Raw genomic sequence first — 19,701 nt, forward strand, 5'->3', positions numbered from 1 at the left:
CGGGGTTGCTCAGAGACGCTCGACGATGGTGGCGTTGGCCATGCCGCCGCCCTCGCACATCGTCTGCAGGCCGTAGCGGCCCCCGGTCGCCTCGAGGTGGCCGAGCATGGTGGCCATGAGCCGCAGGCCCGACGCGCCGAGCGGGTGGCCGAGGGCGATCGCGCCGCCGCGCGGGTTGAGCCGCTCCGGGTCGGCGCCGACCTCGCGGGCCCACATCAGCGGCACGGGCGCGAACGCCTCGTTGACCTCGTAGGCGTCGATCCGCTCGATGGTGAGCCCGCCGCGCTCCAGCACCTTGCGGGTGGCCGGGACGACGCCGGTGAGCATGAGCACGGGGTCGTCACCGACGACGGCGAACGCGTGCAGGCGGGCGCGGGGCCGCAGGCCGAGGCGCTCGGCGACGTCGGCCGCCACGACGAGCGCGGCGGACGCGCCGTCGGACAGCGGCGAGGAGTTGCCGGGCGTGATCCGCCAGTCGATCTCCGGGAACCGGGCGGCGATCGCCTCGTCGGCGAATGCGGGCCTCAGCCCGGCCAGCCCCTCGACGGTCGTGGCCGGCCGGATCGTCTCGTCGGCGGCGACGCTGCCGTCGCCCACCGGGATCGTCACGATCTCGCCGGCGAACCGCCCGGCCGCGCTCGCCTCGGCGGCGAGGCGGTGCGAGCGGGCGGCGTACTCGTCGAGGGTCTCCCGATCGAGCTTCCAGCGGGCGGCGATGAGCTCGGCGGACACGCCCTGGGACACCAGGCCGTCGGGGTAGCGGCGCCCCAGCAGCCGCCCGTACGGGTCCTGCCCCTGCGTCGCGGAGAACATCGGTACCCGCGACATCGACTCGACCCCGCAGGCGATCGCGACGTCGTAGGCGCCGGCGAGCACGCCCTGGGCGGCGAAGTGCAGCGCCTGCTGGCTCGAGCCGCACTGGCGGTCGATCGTGGTCGCCGGCACGTGTTCGGGCAGCCCGGCGGCGAGCACCGCGCTGCGGGTGATGTTCATCGACTGCTGCCCGGCCTGCGACACGCAGCCGCCGATGACGTCGTCGACGAGACCGGGGTCGATGCCGGCGCGTTCCAGCAGCGCGGTCAGGGTCTGGGCCAGCAGGTCGGTGGGGTGTACCCCGGACAGCGCTCCGCCGGGCTTGCCTCGCCCGGACGGCGTTCTGACGATGTCGACCACTACGGCGTCCCGCATCGGGGAGCCTCCTCGGTACGCTCGGCGTGGCCGGAGACCTGCCCCGCACGCTTACTTATCGCTCGCTAAAATGTAGGGCGCTGCCGCAGGGCGGTCAAGGAGTGGACCATCGCCCGAGTCAAGGAGGCCGTATGCCGCCCCGCCGTTCCACCGCCACGGTCACGCCGCCGGCCCCGGCCTGGCGCCGGCCGCCCGACCTGGAGCTGACCCCGATCCTGTCCAACGCCCTCGACGCGTTCTTCGAGATGGGCTTCCACGGCACGACGGTGCGCGACATCGCCCGCCGGGTCGGCATCACCGTGCCCGCGCTGTACTACCACCACGAGAACAAGGAGGCGATCCTCGTCGCCCTGCTCGACCGGTCGATCACCCAGCTGCGGCAGCTGTGCGACGAGGCGCTGGCCGACGCCGGCGACGACCCCGTGCGCCGGTTCCTCAACCTCGTCGAGTGCCTGGTGCTCTACATGGCGCACAGCACGAAGATGGCCTACATCGACCACGAGTTCCACGTGCTGAGCCCCGAGCACCGCAAGTCCTACACCGACAAGCGCCGCGCCATCGAGCGCCTGCTGCACGACGCCATCCGGGACGGCGGCGCCGCGGGTCACTTCGACGTGTCCGCGCCCACCGAGACCGCACGGGCGCTGCTGGGCATGATCCAGGCGGTGGCGACCTGGTTCAAGCCGGGCGGCCGGCACACCGCCCGGGCCGTGGCCATGCGCTACCTCGACATCGCCGCGCACACCGTCGGCGCCACGCCCGCGGTGCTGGCCCAGGTCCGCGCCCTGGCCTGAGACGACGTCAGCGGTACCGGTACCGGGGCGCCCGCTTGCCGAGAAAGGCGGCGGCCGCCTCGGGCTGGTCCTCGGTCATGGCGGTGAGCACCTGCTGGCGGTTCTCCAGCTCGACGGCGGCCGTGAACGAGGGCGCCTCGAGCGCCAGGTGCATGCCCTGCTTGGTCAGCTCCACCGACAGCGGCGGGTTGAGCATGATCTCGGCCGCCTTGGCCAGCGCGGTGTCGAGAAGCTCCTCCGGCGCGACGACGGCGGTCACCAGGCCGATCCGCCGTGCCTCGGCCGTGTCGAAGCGCCGGCCGGTGAGCATCAGCTCATGCGCGATCCCGGCGCCGACGATGCGCGGCAGCAGCCACGACGTGCCGATGTCGCACGCGGAGTAGCCCGCCCGGATGAAGGACACGGCGAACACCGCCCCCTCGGCGGCGATGCGGATGTCGCTGGCGAGGGCGAGGGCCAGCCCGCCCCCGGCGGCCGGCCCGTTGACCGCCGCGATGACCGGCTGGCGCAGGAAGTGCAGGCGCTGGGCCAGGCCGGCGATGTCGCGCTGGCGCACCAGCGTGGCCCGCACCGTGCCGCGGCGGGCGACGTTGTCCTCGTCGCCGTAGCCGTTGAGGTCCAGGCCGGCGCAGAACGCCCGCCCCGCCCCGGTCAGCACCGCCACGCGGCACGACTCGTCGCGGTCGACCTCGTCGAGCGCGCGGTGCAGCTCGGCGACGAGGCCGGCGGTCAGCGTGTTCAGCGCGTCCGGCCGGTTCAGGACGATGACCCTGACCCCGCCGGAGCCGCTCAGCTCGACCAGGTCCATGCGCACGCTCCACTCGTGTTTACTTATCGCTCGCTAAGGCGATGTGCGCGCATGCTACCGCCGCCCGGGGCATCTGTCATCGCTCCCGTCAGCGCGGGGCCATCCGCAGCGCGCCGTCCATGCGGATCACCTCGCCGTTGAGGTAGTCGTGCTCGACGATGGCGACGGCGAGCTGCGCGAACTCGTCCGGACGGCCGAGTCGCTTCGGGAACGGCACCCCCGCGGCCAGCCCGGCCCGGAACTCCTCGGACACCGTCGCCAGCAGCGGGGTGTCGATGATGCCGGGCGCGATCGTGCAGACCCGGATGCCGTACTGCGCGAGATCGCGGGCGGCCGGCAGGGTCAGCCCGACGATGCCGCCCTTGGACGAGGCGTAGGCGACCTGCCCGATCTGCCCGTCGTAGGCGGCCACCGAGGCGGTGTTGACGATGACGCCGCGCTGGCCGTCGGCGTCGGGCTCGGTCTTGGCGATCTGCTCGGCGGCCAGGGCGAGCACCGTGAAGGTCCCAATCAGGTTGACCTGGACGACCTTGGCGTACACGGCGAGATCGTGCACGCCGTTGCGGCCCAGGATGCGGGCCGACGGGCCGATGCCGGCGCAGTTCACGACGGTCCGCAGCGGCGCGCCGGCACCGGCGGCGGTGGCGACCGCCGCCGCGACGCTCCGCGCGTCGGTCACGTCGGCGGCCAGGTAGGTCACCCCCTTGACCTCGGGGGCGTTCGCCAGCGCCGGCTCGAGGTCGAGCACGAACACCGAGGCGCCCCGCTCGGCGAGGGCGGCGGCGGTCGCCGCGCCCAGCCCCGACGCTCCTCCGGTGACCACGGCCGCGGTGTCAACGACCTGCATTGGACGACTCCCTCGCTCGACGGTGCGACGCCCTCAGGCTAATGACCTCGCGGGGCCGCACCCCGGACGCGTTTGTCGCAACCTCCAACCGCTGCCCGCACGCCGCCGTCACCGGCCGGGCTTGGTCGTGGAGACCCGTGACGGGATCGGCGCATGGGCGTGAACGACGTGCGGGTTGGGCGACGCCGCGACCGGGTCGGCGATCGGGATCTCGACGGCCAGCGTCGTTCCGCGCCCCGGCGTGCTGACGACGGTCATGTGGCCGCCGAGCGCCTCGACCCGGTCCCGCAGCCCGACAAGCCCGGTGCCGGCGCCCGGGTCGGCGCCGCCGACGCCGTCGTCCCGCACCGACAGCCGGACCGACTGCTCGTCCGCCTGCGCGGTGACGCGCACCTCCGACGCCTGGCCGTGCTTGGCGACGTTGGTCAGCGCCTCCGACACCACGTAGTACACGGCGACCTCCACCCGCTCGGGCAGACGCTGGTCGATGTTCAGGTCCAGGCCGACCGGCACGGTGCTGCGGCGGGCGAGCGTCCTGATCATCGGGGCGATGCCGCCCTGCGACAGCAGCGCCGGATGGATGCCCCGCGACAGCGTGCACAGGCCGTCGTGAATCTCCGTCAGGGTCTTCACGGTGTGGGACAGCAGCTGCTTCATCTCGGACTGGCCGTCCGGGACCAACTGTTCGGCCAGGCGCAGTTCGAGGGCGAGCGAGACGATGCGTTGCTGCGCGCCGTCGTGCAGATCGCGTTCGATGCGGCGGCGGGCGTCGTCGGCCGCGGCGACGAGGCGGACGCGGGAGGCGACGAGCTCGGCCCGGTTCTCGGCGTTGGCGATCGCGGTGGCGACCAGCTCGGTGAAGCCGCGCAGCCGCGCCTCGGCGTCGTCCGGTATCCGGGTCTGCTTGGCGGACATGACGAGGGTCACGCCCCACAGCGCGCCCTCGACCAGGATGGGCACGCCGAGACCGGAGTGGACGCCGCGCTCGCGCAGGGTCTCGGCGATCGGCCCGGTGGCGGTGTCGTAGCTGTCGATCCGGGCCGCCCGGCCGGTGCGCAGGATCGCACCGGTGACGTTCTCCCCGGAGAGCGGCACCTTCATCCCGGACGACAGGGTGCGGCCGGACTCGTCGCGTCCGGAGACGGACGTGACGGTACCGTCGGGCTCGTAGCGGATCAGGGCCGTGCTGAACCCCTCGAAGAGGTGGTGCAGCTCGGCCGTCACCGAAGCGAACACCTCGGCCGGCGCGGACCCGGCGGCGACCAGCGTCGCCACCCGGCGGAGCGCGGCCTGCTCCTCGAGCAACCCCGCCGTCTCGCGCTGGCTGACCCGCAGCGAGCCGACGATCTTCTGCCGGTCCCGGGCCGCGCGGATGATCGCCTCCAGCGACGGCACGAGGCGGTGCTCGATCCGTTCGCGCGTCGCGGCCGGCACGTCGGCCGGCACCCGGAGCCGGCCGACGCGATCCGCACCGCGGCCCAGGGGGAAGACGACGTCCCGCTCGCCGGCGCCGTCCTCGGCATCGCCCGCGGCGACGCCCTCGACCTCGATGGCCGCGCGGGACAGGCCGAACTGTCTCGCCACGAGCCGGGAAGCCAGCTCCAGCGCGGGCCGGGGGTCGTCGTGGCTGAGCGCGATCCGGGCGATATCGGCCGCGACGTCCGCCTCGACCGTCCGCTGCGACGCCTCCAGGGCCCGGGACCGAGCCAGGCTGGCCAGGCCGCTGACGAGCAGCGCCGCGATCGAGAAGACCACCGCCTGATGTACGTCGCGCTCCCAGGTGAGGTTCAGCTCGCCGAACGGCCCGACGTGGAAGTAGTTGAAGGCGATGGTGCTGGCCACGGCGCTCGCCACGCCCAGACCCGCGCCCCACACGCTGGAGACGACCAGGACGCCCAGCAGATAGATGGTCCCTCGCGGAACCTCCGGAGCGTTGCCCTTGATCAGCGCCAGTACCGCGGTCTCGGCGAGGATGAGCGCCACGGCAACGCCGATACCGACCGCGACCGGCGGTGGCTTCGCGGGCAGCAGGAACTCCGCCAACCAGCGCCGCCACGTGCGGCCCAGCTTCTGGCGCAACTGAACCGGAGACGAATCCGTCGGATCCGAATGCCGCCCATCCGGCCGGTTCCACCACATGCCTGGACCTCAACACACTGTCACTCCGGCAATTTCACTCAGCGTACCCGCACCCCCGACGGCCAAACGGCCGCCGCGTGGGCCTGCACCGTGTTCACGCCCGCAGGCCGGGCGGCGGCGTTGTCGGCGGCGGTCGTTCTAGGTTTGCTGGTCGTTGTTTCGCAGGTCGTCGGCGAGACCACGCGCTCGCAGCTGAAGGCGGACCGCGGGGCTGGCCGCGTGGATGGCGAGCCGGCAGCTGAGCTGGTCCGCCGCGCGCCGGACCGCCAGCAGCAGGCCGACCCCGCCGGCGGTGACGCCACTGACCATACTGAGGTCGAGAAGCAGTTCGGTTGGCAGCGCATTGACGGCGGTGGCGAGCGCCTGGTGCAGTGCCGCCACCGATTCCTGGTCGAGCTCACCACGCAGCAGCATGACGACCTGCCCGGCAGCCCGGCGCTGCACCTCGAATGAGAGCGCCACGATGGCAGACTGGCACGGCCGCGGCCGGAGGGGAACCGCACGAAAGCCGGGAGTTGGCTGAGAGTTTCCGCAACGCCGGGGCCCGCCGCGCCCGGAGCCGGTCAGGTGATGTCGCGGCGCATCGGGACGATGACGGCAATGGCTGCGGCGGCCAGTGCGTACGCCACAAGCAGCAGTGCGCCGGCGGCCGGTGGCAGGAGGTGGACGGGCGTGGTGGCGAGCTGTTGCGACAAGGCGTCGGCAAGGTAGGTGAAGTCGGTCAGGGATGCAGTGGCGCCGCCGGGCAGGACTGGATAGAGCTGGTTGGCCCCGGGGATCATCATGATCAGCGTCTCGCCCATGTACAGGTAGCCGACCACGACAAACAACGCCACGACCTGGTTGCGGATGAGCGCGCCCACGCCGACGCCGAGTAGCAGGTAGACCACCATCGCGACGCCAATACGGGCGAGCAGGGCCAGCACGGTGCCGGCGGCCAGACCGAGCGACACGCCTCGGGCGGCGGCCACGCCGAAGAACGCCACGGCTGCGGTTCCGGCAAGGACGATCCCGTAGGCCAGTCCGGCCACGCCGTATGTGATGAGCTTGGCGGCGAGCACCTGCCAGCGGCGTGGTGCGAACAGGAACGTGACAGCCGCGGTGTGGTGCCGATATTCGGAGGTGGCCGCGACGGTACCGATGGCAGCGGGGACGAACGCGGTGTAGCCGAGAATGCCGAGAATTGAGCGGATGCCGGCCTCGGTGTCCAGTCCGGGCATGGGCGGGTTGAAGTGTTCCGGGCCGACGAGTGTCATGGCGCCGATCAAGCCGCCGGCGAGGAGCGCGGCGGTCAGCAGGAGGCCGAACCACATCCGGGTCGCCAGCAGCCTACGGAACTCGGCCTTGATCAATTGCGTCATCGGGCACCTGCCTGCTCGGGTGCGGCCGCCTTGCCGACGGTCCAGTGGAGGAACAGTCGTTCGAGGCTGGGTTTCTCGGTGATCAGCTCGTGTATCCGCAGCCGGTGCGCCGCGGCGAGATCGGCGACGCTCGGGGCGTCCATCCCGTATATCCGCAGTCGATCAGGGCCGACGGGTTCGACGCGCGGCGGACCGGTGCCGACGGCCGGGTTCGCCGCTACGGTGGCGGAAAAGAGCTCGGCGTCGGGCGAGCTGACCAGCACCGATGGTGGGCCGGCGAGGCGTGACCACGGCCCCGCGGCCACCAGTTCGCCGCGCTGGATCACCACCACGTCGTCCACGAGCTGCTCGACCTCGCTGAGCACGTGGCTGGAGACGAGAACGGTGCGCCCCTCGTCGGCCAGCTGGCGCAGGAACCCGCGCAGCCACGACATGCCCTCCGGGTCGAGGCCGTTGCTGGGCTCGTCCAGCAGCAGGACCCGAGGATCGCCGAGCAGCGCGGTGGCGAGGTTGAGCCGCTGCCGCATGCCGGTGGAGAACCCGCGGGTACGGCGTTCGGCGGCCTCGGACAGGCCGAGCAGGTCCAGCAACTCGACGACGCGGCTGTCCGGGTAGCCGCCCATGGCGGCGTAGACGCGCAGGTGGTCGCGGGCTGTGTGGCCGGGGTGGAAGGCGTTGGCGTCGAAGACCGCCCCGACAGTGCTCGACGGCCGTTTCAACTGGCCGTACCGCCGGCCCCCGATCGTCGCGGTGCCGGAGGTAGGGGACACGAGGCCCGTCAGCATGCGCATGGTGGTCGTCTTGCCCGCACCGTTCGGACCGAGGAATCCGGTGACCACACCCGGCTCGACGGTGAAGCTCAGATCGCGTACGGCCGCGACGGCGTCGAACCGCTTCGTCAGGTGCGAGACCTCGATCGCGAGAAGGTCGCCGGTCACGAGCGTGCCGCCATCGCGCGCCCGATCGTGTCCGCAATGCCCGGGGCGGCCGCGCCGGAGAGCACGACCTCGTCGAACTCGCCGCCGGCCGCCGCACGGTCCAGGACCAGGTGCAACCCTCGCTCGCCGCGGCGGGCCGCCACGAGCTGCCGGGGACCGCCGAACACACCCCAGACGCCGATCTTGACGAAGCCGGACACCACATACCCGCTCCGGGCGCCGCGCGCCAGGCGTAGCGGATCGTCGACACAGGCAACTTGCCGTACCGCGGCGAGTGGGACGGCAAGCCGCTCTCGCCCGACCCAGAGCCGCTCCCACCGGGTGAACCGGATGTCGATCGAGTCTTCGATGAGCGTCACCGATGCCATCAGCCATTCCCTTCTGTCGTACCCGAGCCGCCTGCGGTCTCCGGCTGTTCGACCGGCATCAAGACCGTCGCCAGCAGCCGGGCCACTCGCCCGCGTCCCGGCGTGTTGTTCAGTAACGGCCCGACGATCCCGTTGAGGTCGTGGGCGAACTTCGCCAGTTCCGCGTCGGTCAGGTGCAGCACGAGCTGCTGGTATCCGACCCCGTCGGCGGCGAAGTCGATCTCCTCCCGGCTGAGGTAGCGGGAGAACTCGGAGAGCAGACTCGACACGAATGCCGTGAAGTACCGCGCGTGATCCTCGGGCGTGACCGCGGCCAGCGCCGGGGCGTCGAGCGCCGCACCGCGGCCCGGCAGCGCATACACCCGCTCGACCGCGCCGCGCACCTTACGCTCCTCGACCACATCAAGCAGACCGCTTTTGACCAGCGTCCCCAGATGCCGGTACAGCGTGGCCTGCGGCACGTCGGGCAGCAGCTCAAAGAGCTTGTTCGTGGTCAGCCGGCCACCGGCGACGGCACGCAGGATCCGAATCCGCACAGGATGCAGCGCCAGTTCGGCCCAGCGCTCCGTCGGCATCTCCATGACACGAACACTATCATTATCGATAGTGATAGCAAAATCCGGCGTGATTACGTGCGCCGTACACTCCTTTTCGTGCTACAGTCGCACGAAAAAGGCGGGTAATCATGGCCAACATCGACGAGGCGGCGGCGTGCGAGGTGTGCGGCCGACTCCTGGAATCCCAGTCCGGGCCCGGTCGCCGTCGCCGGTACTGCGGAGCCACCTGTCGCAGTGCGGCCCGGCGGCAACGGGCGAATGAGGGTGTCGTCAAGGTCTCCTTGACACGAGAACAGCGTAAAGACAAGCTTGACGACATGGATGCCAAATCGCCATTGCTGGCGCTCCGGCAAGCCCTCGACGACGTGCGCGAGGCCGAGAGCAGGCTTCGCGGCGCCGTCGATGCCACGCGCGAGGCCGGCCACAGCTGGTCGGAGATCGGCGACGTGCTCGGCACGACGCGGCAGGCCGCCTTCCAGCGCTTCGGCCGGCCGATCGACCCCCGCACCGGCACGCCGATGAACGCCGCGCTGCTGCCCGGAGCGGCCGAGGCCGCGGTCGCCCTCTTCGTCAACCTCGCCGAGGGCAACTGGGAGGAGGTACGCCGCGGCTTCGATGCCAAGGTCAGCGAGGCACTGCCCGACGCGGCCTCCGTCGCCGCGACCTGGGCCGCGCTCGCCGGCCGCTACGGGCGGTACGAGCAGCGCATGGGCGAGCCGCTCGCCCACCAGCTCGGCGACTACACCGTCGTGGACGTACCGCTGCAGTTCGAGGTGGGCGAGCAGGTGGGCCGGGTCAGCTTCAGCCCCGACGGCAAGGTCGCCGGCCTGTTCGTGCTGCCTCCGGAGGCGATCTGACCGTGCGCAACCCCGCCGTCTGGCTTCCCATCGCCGCGCTGCTGCTGGCATTCATCATGTTCTGCTACGCACAGCTGATCCGCCGCCCGGCCAGGTATCTGCCGAAGCCCGTCTGGGCGCTGATCATCCTGGCGCAAATCCCGCTCGGTGGTGTGGTGTACCTGATCATCGGGCGCGCCGAACCGACGACGACTGCCGACCCGCCGCCCACCGCTACCCCGGCCGCGGCTGCCGTGGACCGGCCGCGGCCGGTCACGACGCAACCCGCCGTGCGTACCCATGCCCTGACGAAGCTCTTTCCCGGCAATGTCGGCCTGCACGCTGTGGATCTGACCGTACCGGCCCGCGGGGTGTACGGACTCGTCGGGCCCAACGGTGCGGGCAAGACGACGCTGCTGTCCCTGCTCGCCGGGTTACGCCGCCCTGAGTCCGGCGAGGTGTCCACCACGGCCCGGGTGATGCTGTGCCCCGACACGCCGGCGTTCGAGCCGTGGCTGACGGCGGCGGAGACCGTCGAACTGTTCCGACGGCTGAGCCCGAGCAGTACGACCGGCACCGATCAGGCCCTCGCGCTCGCCGGCCTGACCGCGGCGCGCGACCGCCGGGTCGGCGGCTTCTCCCGGGGCATGGCGCAGCGGCTCGGCCTCGCCGTGGTGCTCGCCTCCGGCGCCCAGGTGCTGCTGCTGGACGAGCCGACCAGCGCCCTGGACCCGCAGGGCCGCTCCGAGGTCCTGGACCTCATCACCGGGCTCGGACGCGACCACGCGGTGGTCTTCTCCAGCCACATCCTCGCCGACGTCCAGCGTGTCGCCGACACGGTCGGCGTCCTGCGCGAGGGCCGGCTCATCTACGAGGGCCCGGTCGACGAACTCCTGGACCGGCATACCCGACCGAGCTGGCAGCTGCACCTACGCGCCGGCGCCGACCAACTGGCCGACCGCCTCGGCCGGCTCGACTGGGTGGCCGCGGTCCGGCGGCACGAGCAGGGCCTGCGCGTGGACACCACAAGCGTGCACGCCGGCGAAACCCTGCTGCCGGCCGAGATCAGTGCGAGCGGTGCGCAGCTCATCGCGTTCAATCCGGTCGGCGCGGACCTGGAGACGGTCTTTCTGAACCTGGTGGAGGTACGGTCGTGAACCTGTGGCGACTGGAGTGGCTGCGGCTGTTTCGGACCGGACGGTGGATCGCCCTGGGCGCGGTCTTCCTGCTGATCGGCTTCGGCGAGCCCCTGGCCACCCGGTACCTCGGAGAGCTGCTGAGCGGCGCCACGGGCAACGGCTACATCCACATCACGACGACCAAGCCGCAGCCGTCCGACGGGATGGGCGCCTACTTCGGCAACATCACCACGCTCGGCACACTCGTCATCGTCGTCATCGCCGGCCTCGCCTTCTCGCTGCGGGCCAACCCGCCGCTCGCCGCGCTCTACCTGACCCATGTGCCGGGTCGGACCAGACTGCTGGTCCCCCGACTGGTGACGATCCTGGCCGCGGCCGCGATAGCCAGCGCCGCCGGCGGGGCCGCGGCGGCGTACGAAACGACGCTGCTCCTCGGCGCGCCGGACACGAGCGCGACCGCCACCGGCATCCTGATCTCCAGTCTGGGCGCGGTGTTCGCCGTCGCGGTCACCTTCCTGGCCGCCATGTTTCTGCGCGGACAGGTGGCCACGATCGCGGTCGCGCTCGGCGCGACCTTCGTCGCGGTACCGTTCGCCAACCTGATCCCGGGCATCCGCGACATCGGGCCCGCAGCGTTCATCGCACTGCCCAAGCAGCTGCAGCTCACCGCGTGGAGCACCGACGACACCTGGGCGACGGTGGTGACGCTGCTGCTCGCCGCGGTGTGCGTGGCCGGTGGCCTGTGGCGAGCCACCCGCTGGGAGCTGTAGACCTTCGGCTCGAGCGCCGGCCCGGCATCGTCGACTTCGTCCTGCGAGCAGAAGCCTCCACCGACGCCGGTGCCCGGACTACTGTTGTGGTGAAGGTCCGCTTCTGCTCTGTGGCACCGGCTCCCAGGCCCGGAGAACAGGAGGCAGCGATGACGACGGGGACCGCTCATCCGATTCACGAGCAGCACGGCCACATCCACGGGCCGGGCTGCGGGCACGACGCGGTCGAGCATGCCGGCCACGTCGACTTCGTCCACGACGGGCACCAGCATCACGCCCACGACGGGCACTACGACGAGTGCGCCGCCGGGGACCACTCCCCCTCCGAACCGCACGACCACGAGCACGGCGAACACTGCGGCCACGTCGCGGTGCGCCACGGCGAGCACGTCGACTACCTCCACGACGGGCACGTTCATCGACGGCACGGGGAGCACTACGACGAGTGCGCCTCCGGGGTGCATGTGGCGGCCGAAGAGCACACCCACGTGCACGGGGACGGATGCGGCCACTCCCCCGTCCTGCACGGGGATCATCTCGACTACGTGCACGACGGGCATCGGCACGCCGCGCACGAAGGCCACTACGACGAGCACTGACCTCGGTCTTTCGCCCTCCGCTGTCACCTGGCGGGCGGCCGGCGCCCGGTGTACTTGTGATGTCACCGGCGCGCAGCCAGGCCGCGGCAGGCTTGCTGTCGTCGTGCGCCCGGGGTGATTCGAGGCCGGCCTCGGGGTGAGATTCGGGCGCGCGCGCCGGCCAGGGCACGGGAAGCTGCGACATTGGTGCGGCGTGCGTAACGCCGCATGCGGCCAACATCGCCAGGAGAGAGGCTGTCGGTGGATGACGAGCGGTTGAGCTGCCTCGACACAGCATTCCTACGCCTGGAGTCGGCGGGCGCACCGATGCATCTGGGCGCACTGGCAGTGTTCGCTCCGCGGAGACCGATAGCGGCCGCCCGGCTCGTCAAAGTGCTCACCGAACGCCTCGCGCGGATACCGTCGCTGCGCCAGCGCATCCGCACCACGTGGCTGCCGCCCGGCGGTGCGGCGTGGACCCCCGACAAGACGTTCGACCTGAACCGGCACCTGCACCTGCACAAGCTGGACCAGGACGCGGAGGCGATGACGCTGATGGCCGGCGAGCTGATGGCCGAGCCCCTCGACCTGAGCCGGCCCTTGTGGCAAGTGCACCTGCTGACCGGCCTGCCCGAGGGCAGGTTCGCCGTGTTGATCAAGCTGCACCATGCCATGGCCGACGGCCTGCGTACGGTCGAGCTCGGTCTTCGTCTCCTCGACGGGTTTGCCGACCGCCAGCCCGGCCAGCCCGACCAGGGCCTGGCGGTCCCGGCCTTCGCGGTGCCCTTCATCCCGCCGATCGCGCTGCCGGCCGCGGAGCGAGCGACCCGGACCGCACGCGCCATCACCGAGCTGGCACAGGGCGCCATGCAACTTCCTCGCGCGCTCGCACAGGCATCCAGCACCATGGGCATCGCCGCCTCCGTGCTGTCCCACGCGCGCCTCGCCGCACTGCCGTCACTGCTCACCAAGGGCAACGGCGCACACCGCGACCCCGTGGCGCCGACGGACCAACCGGCCGCGGCACGCCGGCTCGTCCTCGCCCGGCTCGACACCCATGACATCAGGCAGGTACGCAAACGGCACGGCGGCACCGAGCACGACGTCCTGCTCGCCGTCATCACCGGCGCCCTGCAACACTGGGCCCTCGCCAACGGCCGTTCGCCGCAGGCCCTGACCGTCCGGGCGTTCATTCCCGTCAGTCATCGCAGCCACCGCGCCGAGCCGCGCCGGCGCAACGTCTTGTCCGGGTACCTGTGTGACCTGCCGATCCATCACGACCGCCCGGTCAGCGTCCTGCACGACATCCGCGCGGCGATGGACCGCAACAAGGCCGCCGGATTCGCCCGCGGCCCCGGAGCGTTCCCGGTGCTGGCCGACCGGATGCCGGCCGCGGCACAGCACCTCACCATCCCGCTGCTGCGCCGCGCCGGCCCGTTGCTGTTCGACACGACGATCACCAGCGTCCCGATCCCCTCGCGACCGATGACGTTCGCCGGGGGCCAGCTCCAGCACGTGTACCCCATCGCGCCGCTGGCCCACGGACAGGAACTCGCCATAGCGGTGTCGACGTACCGCGACTCCGTCCACATAGGACTGCATGCCGACCATCACGCCGTGCCGGACCTCGAGCGGGTCGCCGATGCCATCCCGGCCGCGCTGGCCACGCTGAACGACTCGACCGCACCGGCGCGCTGAGATGCTCAACGTAGCGTCAACGTCGCTCCACGTCGACCCCCATCACGCAAAGGCTGTACGCGCGCCGTACAAGGTCCGTCACTTGCCCTCCTGCTCGCCGTCCGCGGTCATCGCGCCCTGGCCCGGCGCGTTGGGCAGGAACACGTGCTGGTGGCCGTGACCGGTGTCGATGTTGAGCTGGTCGAGCTCGGTCGCGCCGATCGACCAGCTCGCGACGGCGCTGTCGCGCTGGCGTGAGGCGACGGCCAGCAGCGCCGGACGCAGGTCGTCGCCGGCCTTCAGCGCCGCGGCGTAGGTGTCGACGGCAAGGTCGAGCTGGCGAGCCCCGGCGGCGAGCCCGGCCCGGGCGATGTTGACGGCGGTCCCGGCCGACGGTGGATTCGCGAACTCGGTGGCGGCCTGGCGGGTGGCCGCTTTCCAGCCCTCGGCCTGGGCAGCCGTGGCCAGCGGCCCCGGGGCGGCGCCGGGCGGCAGGGCCGTGTACAGGCCGTCGAGCGCCGAGCCGAGCAGGTCGCGCACGCGGCGGGCCTGATCGGTGAGCGCGACCACCTGGTCGGCGTCACGCTGGACGTCGGCGGCCTGCATCGCGTCGATGCGCTTCTGGTAGTCCGTGCGCGTGTCGGCCGTGACGGCACCGATCAGGGCACCGACGGCGAGGGCGACGGCAAGGGCCGGATAGATCCAGCGGGGCGGCGACGATCGGCCGCCGGTGCGGACCGCACCGCGAGCACCCGGGCGGGTTCGGATGCGATTGGTCATGCCGCACGCGGCTTCGGCGAGACAGGACGCACGGGTCCTCCAGAAAACGGCCCGGGGCTCGCCGAAGACCTCCGGGCGGACGTCGGTAGGCCGCTGAGTCTAGCGCTCCCCGCGGTGCCGTGAACAATGCACCGTTGCGAATACATGCAGCCCACGGAAGGGTTGCCGTTCGGCGGTTCGGCTTGACTATGGAAATGGAAACCGATACCAACAAGGTGTGAAAGCTGCCTTCGTCGGCAAGGGTGGCAGCGGGAAAACCACCCTGGCCGCATTGTTCTGCCGGTTCCTCGCGGTCCAGAACGGTCCGCGTGTCCTCACCTTCGACGCCGACATCAACCAGCATCTGGCCGTGGCGCTGGGTGCCGATCCCGAAGAGGCGGCGCTGCTGCCCGCGCTCGGGGATCACCTGGACGCGATCAAGGAATACCTGCGGGGTGACAACCCGCGGATCGCGTCGGCGGCGGCGATGCTCAAGACCACGCCGCCCGGCCCCGGGTCGCGGCTGGTGCAGGTCGACGAGCCGAACCCGCTGTACGAGCGGCTCGTGCGCACCGTCGGCGGGGTGCGGGTGGCGGTGACCGGCCCGTTCGCCGCCGACGACCTCGGCGTGGCCTGCTACCACTCGAAGGTCGGCGCGGTGGAGCTGCTGCTCAACCACATGGTGGACGGGCCTGGCGAGTATGCGGTGGTGGACATGACCGCCGGCGCGGACTCGTTCGCGTCGGGGCTGTTCACCCGGTTCGACCTCACCTTCCTGGTGTGCGAGCCGACGGTGCGCAGCGTCGGGGTGTACCGCCAGTACGTCGGCTACGCCCGCGACCACGGCGTGCGCATCGCGGTCGTCGGCAACAAGGTCGACGACGCCGACGACGTGGCGTTCCTGCGGGCCGAGGTCGGCGACGACCTGCTGTGCTGGGTCGGCCGCTCGCCGTTCGTCAAGGCCGGTGAGCGCGGCCGTTTCCTGCCGATCGACGAGCTTGAACCGCACAACGCGCACGCCCTGGCCACGATGCGCGTGGCCCTGGACGGGTGCGAGAAGGACTGGGCGCGATACGCGGCACTGGCGGCCGAGTTCCACGTCCGTAACGCGCTCGCCTGGGGCAACACCCGCGCCGGCGCCGACCTCACCGACCAGATCGAACCTGGCTTCACCCTGGCGCCGGCGACCGCCGCCGCGCGCTGAACACCGCACCCGAGGAGGAGCGAATGTCCCTGACCGTACCGACCGCCCTGCTGGAACGCGCCGAGGCCGGCCCGGTCGACGACGCCGAGTTCGTCGCCTGCGTGCGGGATTCCCTGCCGTACGCCTGGGAAATCATCAGCGGCGTGGTCGCCGACCTGCGGGCCGAGGGCGGCGACTTCGCCGACCACAGCGTTCCTCCGCCGAGCGAGGCCGAGCGCGGGCAGCTGCTGCGCGCCCTGGCCAGCGACGCGATCCGCGGCGGTCTCGAGCGGCACTTCGGCGTGACCCTGGCGTTCCAGAACTGCCACCGGGTCGCGGCCTTCACCCCCGCGGCCGTAGGCGGCGAGCGCTACCGGGCGTTCGTCTCGCCGCGCGGGCAGCTGCTCAACCAGTCGCCGGAACTGCGTGACTGCTGAGTCGCACCGCGGTGCCGGGCCAGCGATCGCCGGCCCGGCACCGCAGGTGGATCTGTTCCTGCTCGCCGGCTCGTTCCCGGGCCTGACCCATACCGAGGCCCTGCGCGCCGCCGTCGACTACGCCGCGGCCGCCGAGCGGGCCGGGTTCGACGGGGTCTGGCTGGCCGAGCACCACTTCAGCGGATACGGGACCTGCCCGTCGGCGGTGGCCATGGCCGCGCACCTGCTGGGCCGCAGCCGCCGGCTGCGGGTGGGCACCGCCGCGGCGATCCTGCCCAACCGGCACCCGGTCGCCCTCGCCGAGGAGGCCGCCCTGCTGGACGCGGTCTCCAGCGGCCGGTTCGACCTGGGCGTCGCCCGCGGCGGACCGTGGGTCGATCTCGAGGTCTTCGGCACGGGCCTGGAGCGCTACGGCCACGACGGGTTCACCGCCGCCCTCGACCTGCTCCTCGCGGGGCTGTCCGGCGCCGGCACCGTCTCCGGCGACGGCAAGCGGTTCCCGTTCCGCGATGTCGCGATGGTGCCGAGGCCGCGACACCGGTTGCCGGTATGGGTCGCCGCCACCGCGCCGCCGACCGTCGAGCTGGCCGCCGCGCGCGGGCTGCCGCTGCTGCTGGGGATGCACGACGACGACGCCGCGAAGGCCGCGATGCTGCGCCACCACGCGGCGGCCGGCGGCGGCGCCACGGCCGGACACGCCTCGGCGCACCTGGCCTTCGTCGCGGACACCGCCGAGGAGGCCGAGTCCGTACTACGCCGGACGATGCCCGGCTGGCTGGCCGCCGCCGGCGCGTCGGTGCGCATCGACGGCTCCGAGCCGCCGCGCCGGGACCTCGGCGCCTACCTCGAGCAGCTCCTCGCCATGCACCCGGTCGGACCCGCGGACCGGTGCGTGCGGCGGCTGCGCGCGACGCTCGCCGTCACCGGTGTGCGGCGGCTGCTGCTCATGGTCGAGGGCGGCGGCGACCCGCGACGCACCCTCGACAACATCGAGCGCCTCGGCCGAGACGTCCTGCCCGGGCTGCGCTGCCTACACTGAGCTTTCATTTTCCGGTGTACCGCGGGAGTCAGCCATGAACGACATGATCAGCGGTGCGACCCGCAACACCCGTCAGCGGCACGAGGTGCTCGCGCTGCTGGACGAGATCGCGGACTTCCGCACGCCGCAGCAGCTGCACGCGCTGCTGCGCGAGCGCGGGGCGCAGGTCGGGCTCACCACGGTCTACCGCACGCTGCAGCTGCTGCAGGAGGCCGGCGAGGTCGACGTGACCCGGCTGCCCGGCGGCGAGCAGCTGTTCCGCCGGTGCGGCGCCACGCACCACCATCACCTCGTCTGCCGGTCCTGCAACGCGACCGTGGAGGTCAGCGGCCCGGCGGTGGAGCGGTGGACCGAGCGTATCGCCGCCGAGCACGGCTTCACCGACGTGGGCCACACGCTGGAGATCTTCGGCACCTGCTCGCGCTGCAGCCGCTGACCTCGGGCCCGGGGTGGGCCTATGCGTACATCGCGATGCGACGTCTCGTTATCGGTAATGAAAACGAGTACCGTCTGGCGCGTTCGTACAGCTGAGCCTCATCCCTTGCCCGAGGAGCACAACCATGCGCCCTTCCCGGCGTCCCATCGCGGCCTTCGCGCTCGCCGCCACCCTGGCGGCAGCACTCGCCGCGTGCGGCGACGACGTCACCCCGAAGCCCGCCGCGGCCGGCGGCGACAAGCTCGCGGTGGTGGCCACGACGACCCAGGTCGCCGACTTCGCCCGCAACATCGGCGGCGACAAGGTGACCGTCACGCAGGTGCTGAAGCCCAACGCCGACCCGCACGACTACGAGCCGACCCCCGCCGACATCACCGCCATCGGCGCCGCCAGGGTCGTCGTGAAGAACGGCCTCGGCCTGGAGAAATGGCTCGACGAGACGATCTCCTCCGCCGGGTTCAAGGGCACCACCGTCGATGCCAGCACCGGCGTGAAGATCCGCGAGGGCAAGGGCGACGAGGAGAAGGACGGGGACCCGCACATCTGGCACGACCCTCGCAACGCCAAAATCATGGCCCAGAACATCGAGAAGGCCTTCGCCGCCGCCGACCCCGCCGATGCGGCGGTCTACGAGAAGAACCTGGCCGACTACTCGGCGAAGCTCGACAAGCTCGACGCCGACATCCAGGCGAAGATCGACAAGCTGCCGCCCGACGGCCGCAAGCTGGTCACCAACCACGACGCGTTCGGCTACTACATCGACCGGTACAAGCTGGAGTTCGTCGGCTCGATCATCCCGAGCTTCGACACCTCCGCCGAGTTGTCCGCGAAGGACGTCGACGACATCGTCGCCAAGATCAAGCAGACCGGCACCAAGGCGGTCTTCTCCGAGAGCTCGCTGCCGCCGAAGACCGCCGAGGCGATCGGCAGGCAGGCCGGCGTGAAGGTCGTCGCCGGCGAGGACGCGCTCTACGGCGACACGCTCGGCCCGCAGGGCTCGGCCGGCGACACCTACCTCAAGATGGAAGAGCACAACACCGACGTCATCGTGCAGGCCCTCAGTGGCTGACCCGACGGCGACTCCCCCGGCGGTGGCCGCGCTGCACATCGACCACGCGACGATCGCCTACGACGCCGAGCCGGTGCTCACCGGGGTCACCGGCCGCGTCGACGCCGGCGAGGTGGTGGCGCTCATCGGCCCGAACGGGGCCGGGAAGTCCACGCTGATCAAGGCGGTCCTGGGCCTCGTCCCGGTCGTCGGCGGCACCGTCGCCGTGTTCGGCCGGGCACCGGCGGCGGCCCGCCGCGACGTCGCGTACGTGCCGCAGGCCGACAGCCTCGACCCCCAGTTCCCGGTCTCGGTCGCCCAGGTCGTGCTGATGGGCCGCTACCGGCAGGTCGGCTGGCTGCGCCGGCCCGGCCGCGACGACCGGCGCATCGCCGCCGAGGCCCTCGACCAGGTGGGGCTGGCCGACCGCGCCCAGGCGACCTTCGGCACCCTGTCGGGCGGGCAGCGCCAGCGCGTGCTGCTCGCCCGGGCGATCGCGCAGCGGCCCCGGTTGCTGCTGCTCGACGAGCCGTTCAACGGCGTGGACCTGGTCAGCCAGGACGCCCTACTGGGCGCGCTGGGCGGGCTCAAGCGGCAGGGCACCGCGGTGCTCATCTCCACCCACGACCTCGCCCTCGCCCAACACGTCAGCGACCACGCCTGCCTGCTCAACCGGCGCATGTTCGGCTTCGGCCCAACCGGCACCACCCTCACCCCGGACCTGCTGCGCGCCACGTACGGCAACCAGGCCCTCGAACTGCACGGCGACCAGATCGTCGTCGCACACCACTGAGGCGAC

Annotated in this window: 22 protein-coding genes; 12 read left to right on the forward strand and 10 right to left on the reverse strand. The window is 71.8% G+C overall.

Annotation, left to right across the window (positions count from 1 at the left end; translation table 11 throughout):
* Window positions 1–9: 9 nt before the first annotated feature.
* Complete coding sequence (locus ACGFI8_RS36995) at window positions 10–1,188, reverse strand: thiolase family protein (protein ID WP_392811779.1); 1,179 nt, start codon at window positions 1,186–1,188, stop codon at window positions 10–12.
* A gap of 131 nt (window positions 1,189–1,319) precedes the next feature.
* On the opposite strand from ACGFI8_RS36995, the gene ACGFI8_RS37000 reads away from it, so the two are divergent.
* Window positions 1,320–1,982: a TetR/AcrR family transcriptional regulator gene (locus ACGFI8_RS37000; RefSeq protein WP_392811780.1), complete on the forward strand. Its 663-nt coding sequence runs from the start codon at window positions 1,320–1,322 to the stop codon at window positions 1,980–1,982.
* Between the two features lie 7 nt (window positions 1,983–1,989).
* Here the strand turns inward: ACGFI8_RS37000 and ACGFI8_RS37005 are convergent, their stop codons facing one another.
* The 8 genes from ACGFI8_RS37005 to ACGFI8_RS37040 all read right to left on the reverse strand — a co-directional run bounded on the left by ACGFI8_RS37005 (window position 1,990) and on the right by ACGFI8_RS37040 (window position 9,018).
* On the reverse strand, window positions 1,990–2,790 hold the full coding sequence (locus tag ACGFI8_RS37005) for an enoyl-CoA hydratase/isomerase family protein (protein ID WP_392811782.1): 801 nt from the start codon (window positions 2,788–2,790) through the stop codon (window positions 1,990–1,992).
* A gap of 88 nt (window positions 2,791–2,878) precedes the next feature.
* Entirely contained in the window at window positions 2,879–3,637 is a 759-nt protein-coding gene (locus ACGFI8_RS37010; protein WP_392811784.1) for an SDR family NAD(P)-dependent oxidoreductase, read from the reverse strand.
* Between the two features lie 108 nt (window positions 3,638–3,745).
* The gene (locus ACGFI8_RS37015) at window positions 3,746–5,716 is read right to left on the reverse strand and encodes a DUF4118 domain-containing protein (RefSeq protein WP_392811785.1); all 1,971 of its coding nucleotides are present in this window, start codon (window positions 5,714–5,716) and stop codon (window positions 3,746–3,748) included.
* 198 nt (window positions 5,717–5,914) lie between these two features.
* A complete protein-coding gene (locus ACGFI8_RS37020; protein ID WP_392811787.1) occupies window positions 5,915–6,238 on the reverse strand; it encodes an STAS domain-containing protein in 324 nt (107 codons plus the stop codon).
* A 101-nt stretch (window positions 6,239–6,339) separates the two neighbouring features.
* Complete coding sequence (locus tag ACGFI8_RS37025; RefSeq protein WP_392811789.1) at window positions 6,340–7,137, reverse strand: ABC transporter permease; 798 nt, start codon at window positions 7,135–7,137, stop codon at window positions 6,340–6,342.
* Window positions 7,134–8,075 (reverse strand): ABC transporter ATP-binding protein, encoded by a 942-nt coding sequence (locus ACGFI8_RS37030; protein WP_392811790.1) that lies wholly within the window; start codon window positions 8,073–8,075, stop codon window positions 7,134–7,136. The genes ACGFI8_RS37025 and ACGFI8_RS37030 overlap by 4 nt, the downstream gene beginning before the upstream one ends.
* Window positions 8,072–8,443: a hypothetical protein gene (locus ACGFI8_RS37035; protein WP_392811792.1), complete on the reverse strand. Its 372-nt coding sequence runs from the start codon at window positions 8,441–8,443 to the stop codon at window positions 8,072–8,074. Before ACGFI8_RS37035 ends, ACGFI8_RS37030 begins: the two co-directional genes overlap by 4 nt.
* The gene (locus ACGFI8_RS37040) at window positions 8,443–9,018 is read right to left on the reverse strand and encodes a helix-turn-helix domain-containing protein (RefSeq protein ID WP_392811794.1); all 576 of its coding nucleotides are present in this window, start codon (window positions 9,016–9,018) and stop codon (window positions 8,443–8,445) included. Before ACGFI8_RS37040 ends, ACGFI8_RS37035 begins: the two co-directional genes overlap by 1 nt.
* Before the next feature lie 299 nt (window positions 9,019–9,317).
* Between ACGFI8_RS37040 and ACGFI8_RS37045 the strand changes: the two genes are divergently transcribed.
* The 5 genes from ACGFI8_RS37045 to ACGFI8_RS37065 all read left to right on the forward strand — a co-directional run bounded on the left by ACGFI8_RS37045 (window position 9,318) and on the right by ACGFI8_RS37065 (window position 14,021).
* A complete protein-coding gene (locus tag ACGFI8_RS37045; protein WP_392811795.1) occupies window positions 9,318–9,857 on the forward strand; it encodes a DUF3887 domain-containing protein in 540 nt (179 codons plus the stop codon).
* Window positions 9,858–9,859: 2 nt separating this feature from the next.
* The gene (locus tag ACGFI8_RS37050; protein ID WP_392811797.1) at window positions 9,860–10,993 is read left to right on the forward strand and encodes an ATP-binding cassette domain-containing protein; all 1,134 of its coding nucleotides are present in this window, start codon (window positions 9,860–9,862) and stop codon (window positions 10,991–10,993) included.
* Window positions 10,990–11,745, forward strand: coding sequence for a hypothetical protein (locus tag ACGFI8_RS37055; protein WP_392811799.1), 756 nt, complete (start codon window positions 10,990–10,992; stop codon window positions 11,743–11,745). The genes ACGFI8_RS37050 and ACGFI8_RS37055 overlap by 4 nt, the downstream gene beginning before the upstream one ends.
* A 149-nt stretch (window positions 11,746–11,894) precedes the next feature.
* Window positions 11,895–12,344 (forward strand): hypothetical protein, encoded by a 450-nt coding sequence (locus tag ACGFI8_RS37060; protein ID WP_392811801.1) that lies wholly within the window; start codon window positions 11,895–11,897, stop codon window positions 12,342–12,344.
* A 207-nt stretch (window positions 12,345–12,551) separates the two neighbouring features.
* On the forward strand, window positions 12,552–14,021 hold the full coding sequence (locus tag ACGFI8_RS37065) for a wax ester/triacylglycerol synthase family O-acyltransferase (protein ID WP_392811804.1): 1,470 nt from the start codon (window positions 12,552–12,554) through the stop codon (window positions 14,019–14,021).
* A gap of 78 nt (window positions 14,022–14,099) precedes the next feature.
* Here ACGFI8_RS37065 and ACGFI8_RS37070 read toward each other — a convergent pair whose 3' ends face one another.
* Window positions 14,100–14,780 carry a hypothetical protein gene (locus ACGFI8_RS37070; protein WP_392811805.1) on the reverse strand — a complete coding sequence of 227 codons (681 nt, stop codon included), beginning with the start codon at window positions 14,778–14,780 and terminating at the stop codon, window positions 14,100–14,102.
* A gap of 217 nt (window positions 14,781–14,997) precedes the next feature.
* Between ACGFI8_RS37070 and ACGFI8_RS37075 the strand changes: the two genes are divergently transcribed.
* From ACGFI8_RS37075 to ACGFI8_RS37100, 6 genes are all read left to right on the forward strand, one after another.
* Window positions 14,998–15,963, forward strand: a complete 966-nt coding sequence (locus ACGFI8_RS37075) for an ATP-binding protein (RefSeq protein WP_392811806.1) — start codon at window positions 14,998–15,000, stop codon at window positions 15,961–15,963.
* Window positions 15,964–15,986: 23 nt separating this feature from the next.
* Window positions 15,987–16,379, forward strand: coding sequence for an SCO5389 family protein (locus ACGFI8_RS37080; RefSeq protein ID WP_392811807.1), 393 nt, complete (start codon window positions 15,987–15,989; stop codon window positions 16,377–16,379).
* Complete coding sequence (locus ACGFI8_RS37085) at window positions 16,369–17,418, forward strand: LLM class flavin-dependent oxidoreductase (protein WP_392811809.1); 1,050 nt, start codon at window positions 16,369–16,371, stop codon at window positions 17,416–17,418. Before ACGFI8_RS37080 ends, ACGFI8_RS37085 begins: the two co-directional genes overlap by 11 nt.
* A 34-nt stretch (window positions 17,419–17,452) precedes the next feature.
* On the forward strand, window positions 17,453–17,854 hold the full coding sequence (locus tag ACGFI8_RS37090; protein WP_392811810.1) for a Fur family transcriptional regulator: 402 nt from the start codon (window positions 17,453–17,455) through the stop codon (window positions 17,852–17,854).
* 124 nt (window positions 17,855–17,978) lie between these two features.
* Window positions 17,979–18,923, forward strand: coding sequence for a metal ABC transporter substrate-binding protein (locus ACGFI8_RS37095; protein WP_392811811.1), 945 nt, complete (start codon window positions 17,979–17,981; stop codon window positions 18,921–18,923).
* Window positions 18,916–19,695 carry a metal ABC transporter ATP-binding protein gene (locus ACGFI8_RS37100; protein ID WP_392811814.1) on the forward strand — a complete coding sequence of 260 codons (780 nt, stop codon included), beginning with the start codon at window positions 18,916–18,918 and terminating at the stop codon, window positions 19,693–19,695. The genes ACGFI8_RS37095 and ACGFI8_RS37100 overlap by 8 nt, the downstream gene beginning before the upstream one ends.
* Window positions 19,696–19,701 lie beyond the last annotated feature (6 nt).

The sequence above is a fragment of the Dactylosporangium sp. NPDC048998 genome (assembly GCF_043197855.1).
In the GTDB taxonomy this organism is placed as follows: domain Bacteria; phylum Actinomycetota; class Actinomycetes; order Mycobacteriales; family Micromonosporaceae; genus Dactylosporangium.

Excerpts from the sequence above, each read along its gene's own strand:
- ACGFI8_RS36995 (WP_392811779.1), bottom strand. The coding sequence starts at position 1,188 with ATGCGGGACGCCGTAGTGGTCGACATCGTCAGAACGCCGTCCGGGCGA.
- ACGFI8_RS37000 (WP_392811780.1), top strand. The coding sequence starts at position 1,320 with ATGCCGCCCCGCCGTTCCACCGCCACGGTCACGCCGCCGGCCCCGGCC.
- ACGFI8_RS37005 (WP_392811782.1), bottom strand. The coding sequence starts at position 2,790 with ATGGACCTGGTCGAGCTGAGCGGCTCCGGCGGGGTCAGGGTCATCGTC.
- ACGFI8_RS37010 (WP_392811784.1), bottom strand. The coding sequence starts at position 3,637 with ATGCAGGTCGTTGACACCGCGGCCGTGGTCACCGGAGGAGCGTCGGGG.
- ACGFI8_RS37025 (WP_392811789.1), bottom strand. The coding sequence starts at position 7,137 with ATGACGCAATTGATCAAGGCCGAGTTCCGTAGGCTGCTGGCGACCCGG.
- ACGFI8_RS37035 (WP_392811792.1), bottom strand. The coding sequence starts at position 8,443 with ATGGCATCGGTGACGCTCATCGAAGACTCGATCGACATCCGGTTCACC.
- ACGFI8_RS37040 (WP_392811794.1), bottom strand. The coding sequence starts at position 9,018 with ATGCCGACGGAGCGCTGGGCCGAACTGGCGCTGCATCCTGTGCGGATT.
- ACGFI8_RS37045 (WP_392811795.1), top strand. The coding sequence starts at position 9,318 with ATGGATGCCAAATCGCCATTGCTGGCGCTCCGGCAAGCCCTCGACGAC.
- ACGFI8_RS37060 (WP_392811801.1), top strand. The coding sequence starts at position 11,895 with ATGACGACGGGGACCGCTCATCCGATTCACGAGCAGCACGGCCACATC.
- ACGFI8_RS37065 (WP_392811804.1), top strand. The coding sequence starts at position 12,552 with ATGCGGCCAACATCGCCAGGAGAGAGGCTGTCGGTGGATGACGAGCGG.
- ACGFI8_RS37070 (WP_392811805.1), bottom strand. The coding sequence starts at position 14,780 with ATGACCAATCGCATCCGAACCCGCCCGGGTGCTCGCGGTGCGGTCCGC.
- ACGFI8_RS37080 (WP_392811807.1), top strand. The coding sequence starts at position 15,987 with ATGTCCCTGACCGTACCGACCGCCCTGCTGGAACGCGCCGAGGCCGGC.
- ACGFI8_RS37090 (WP_392811810.1), top strand. The coding sequence starts at position 17,453 with ATGAACGACATGATCAGCGGTGCGACCCGCAACACCCGTCAGCGGCAC.
- ACGFI8_RS37095 (WP_392811811.1), top strand. The coding sequence starts at position 17,979 with ATGCGCCCTTCCCGGCGTCCCATCGCGGCCTTCGCGCTCGCCGCCACC.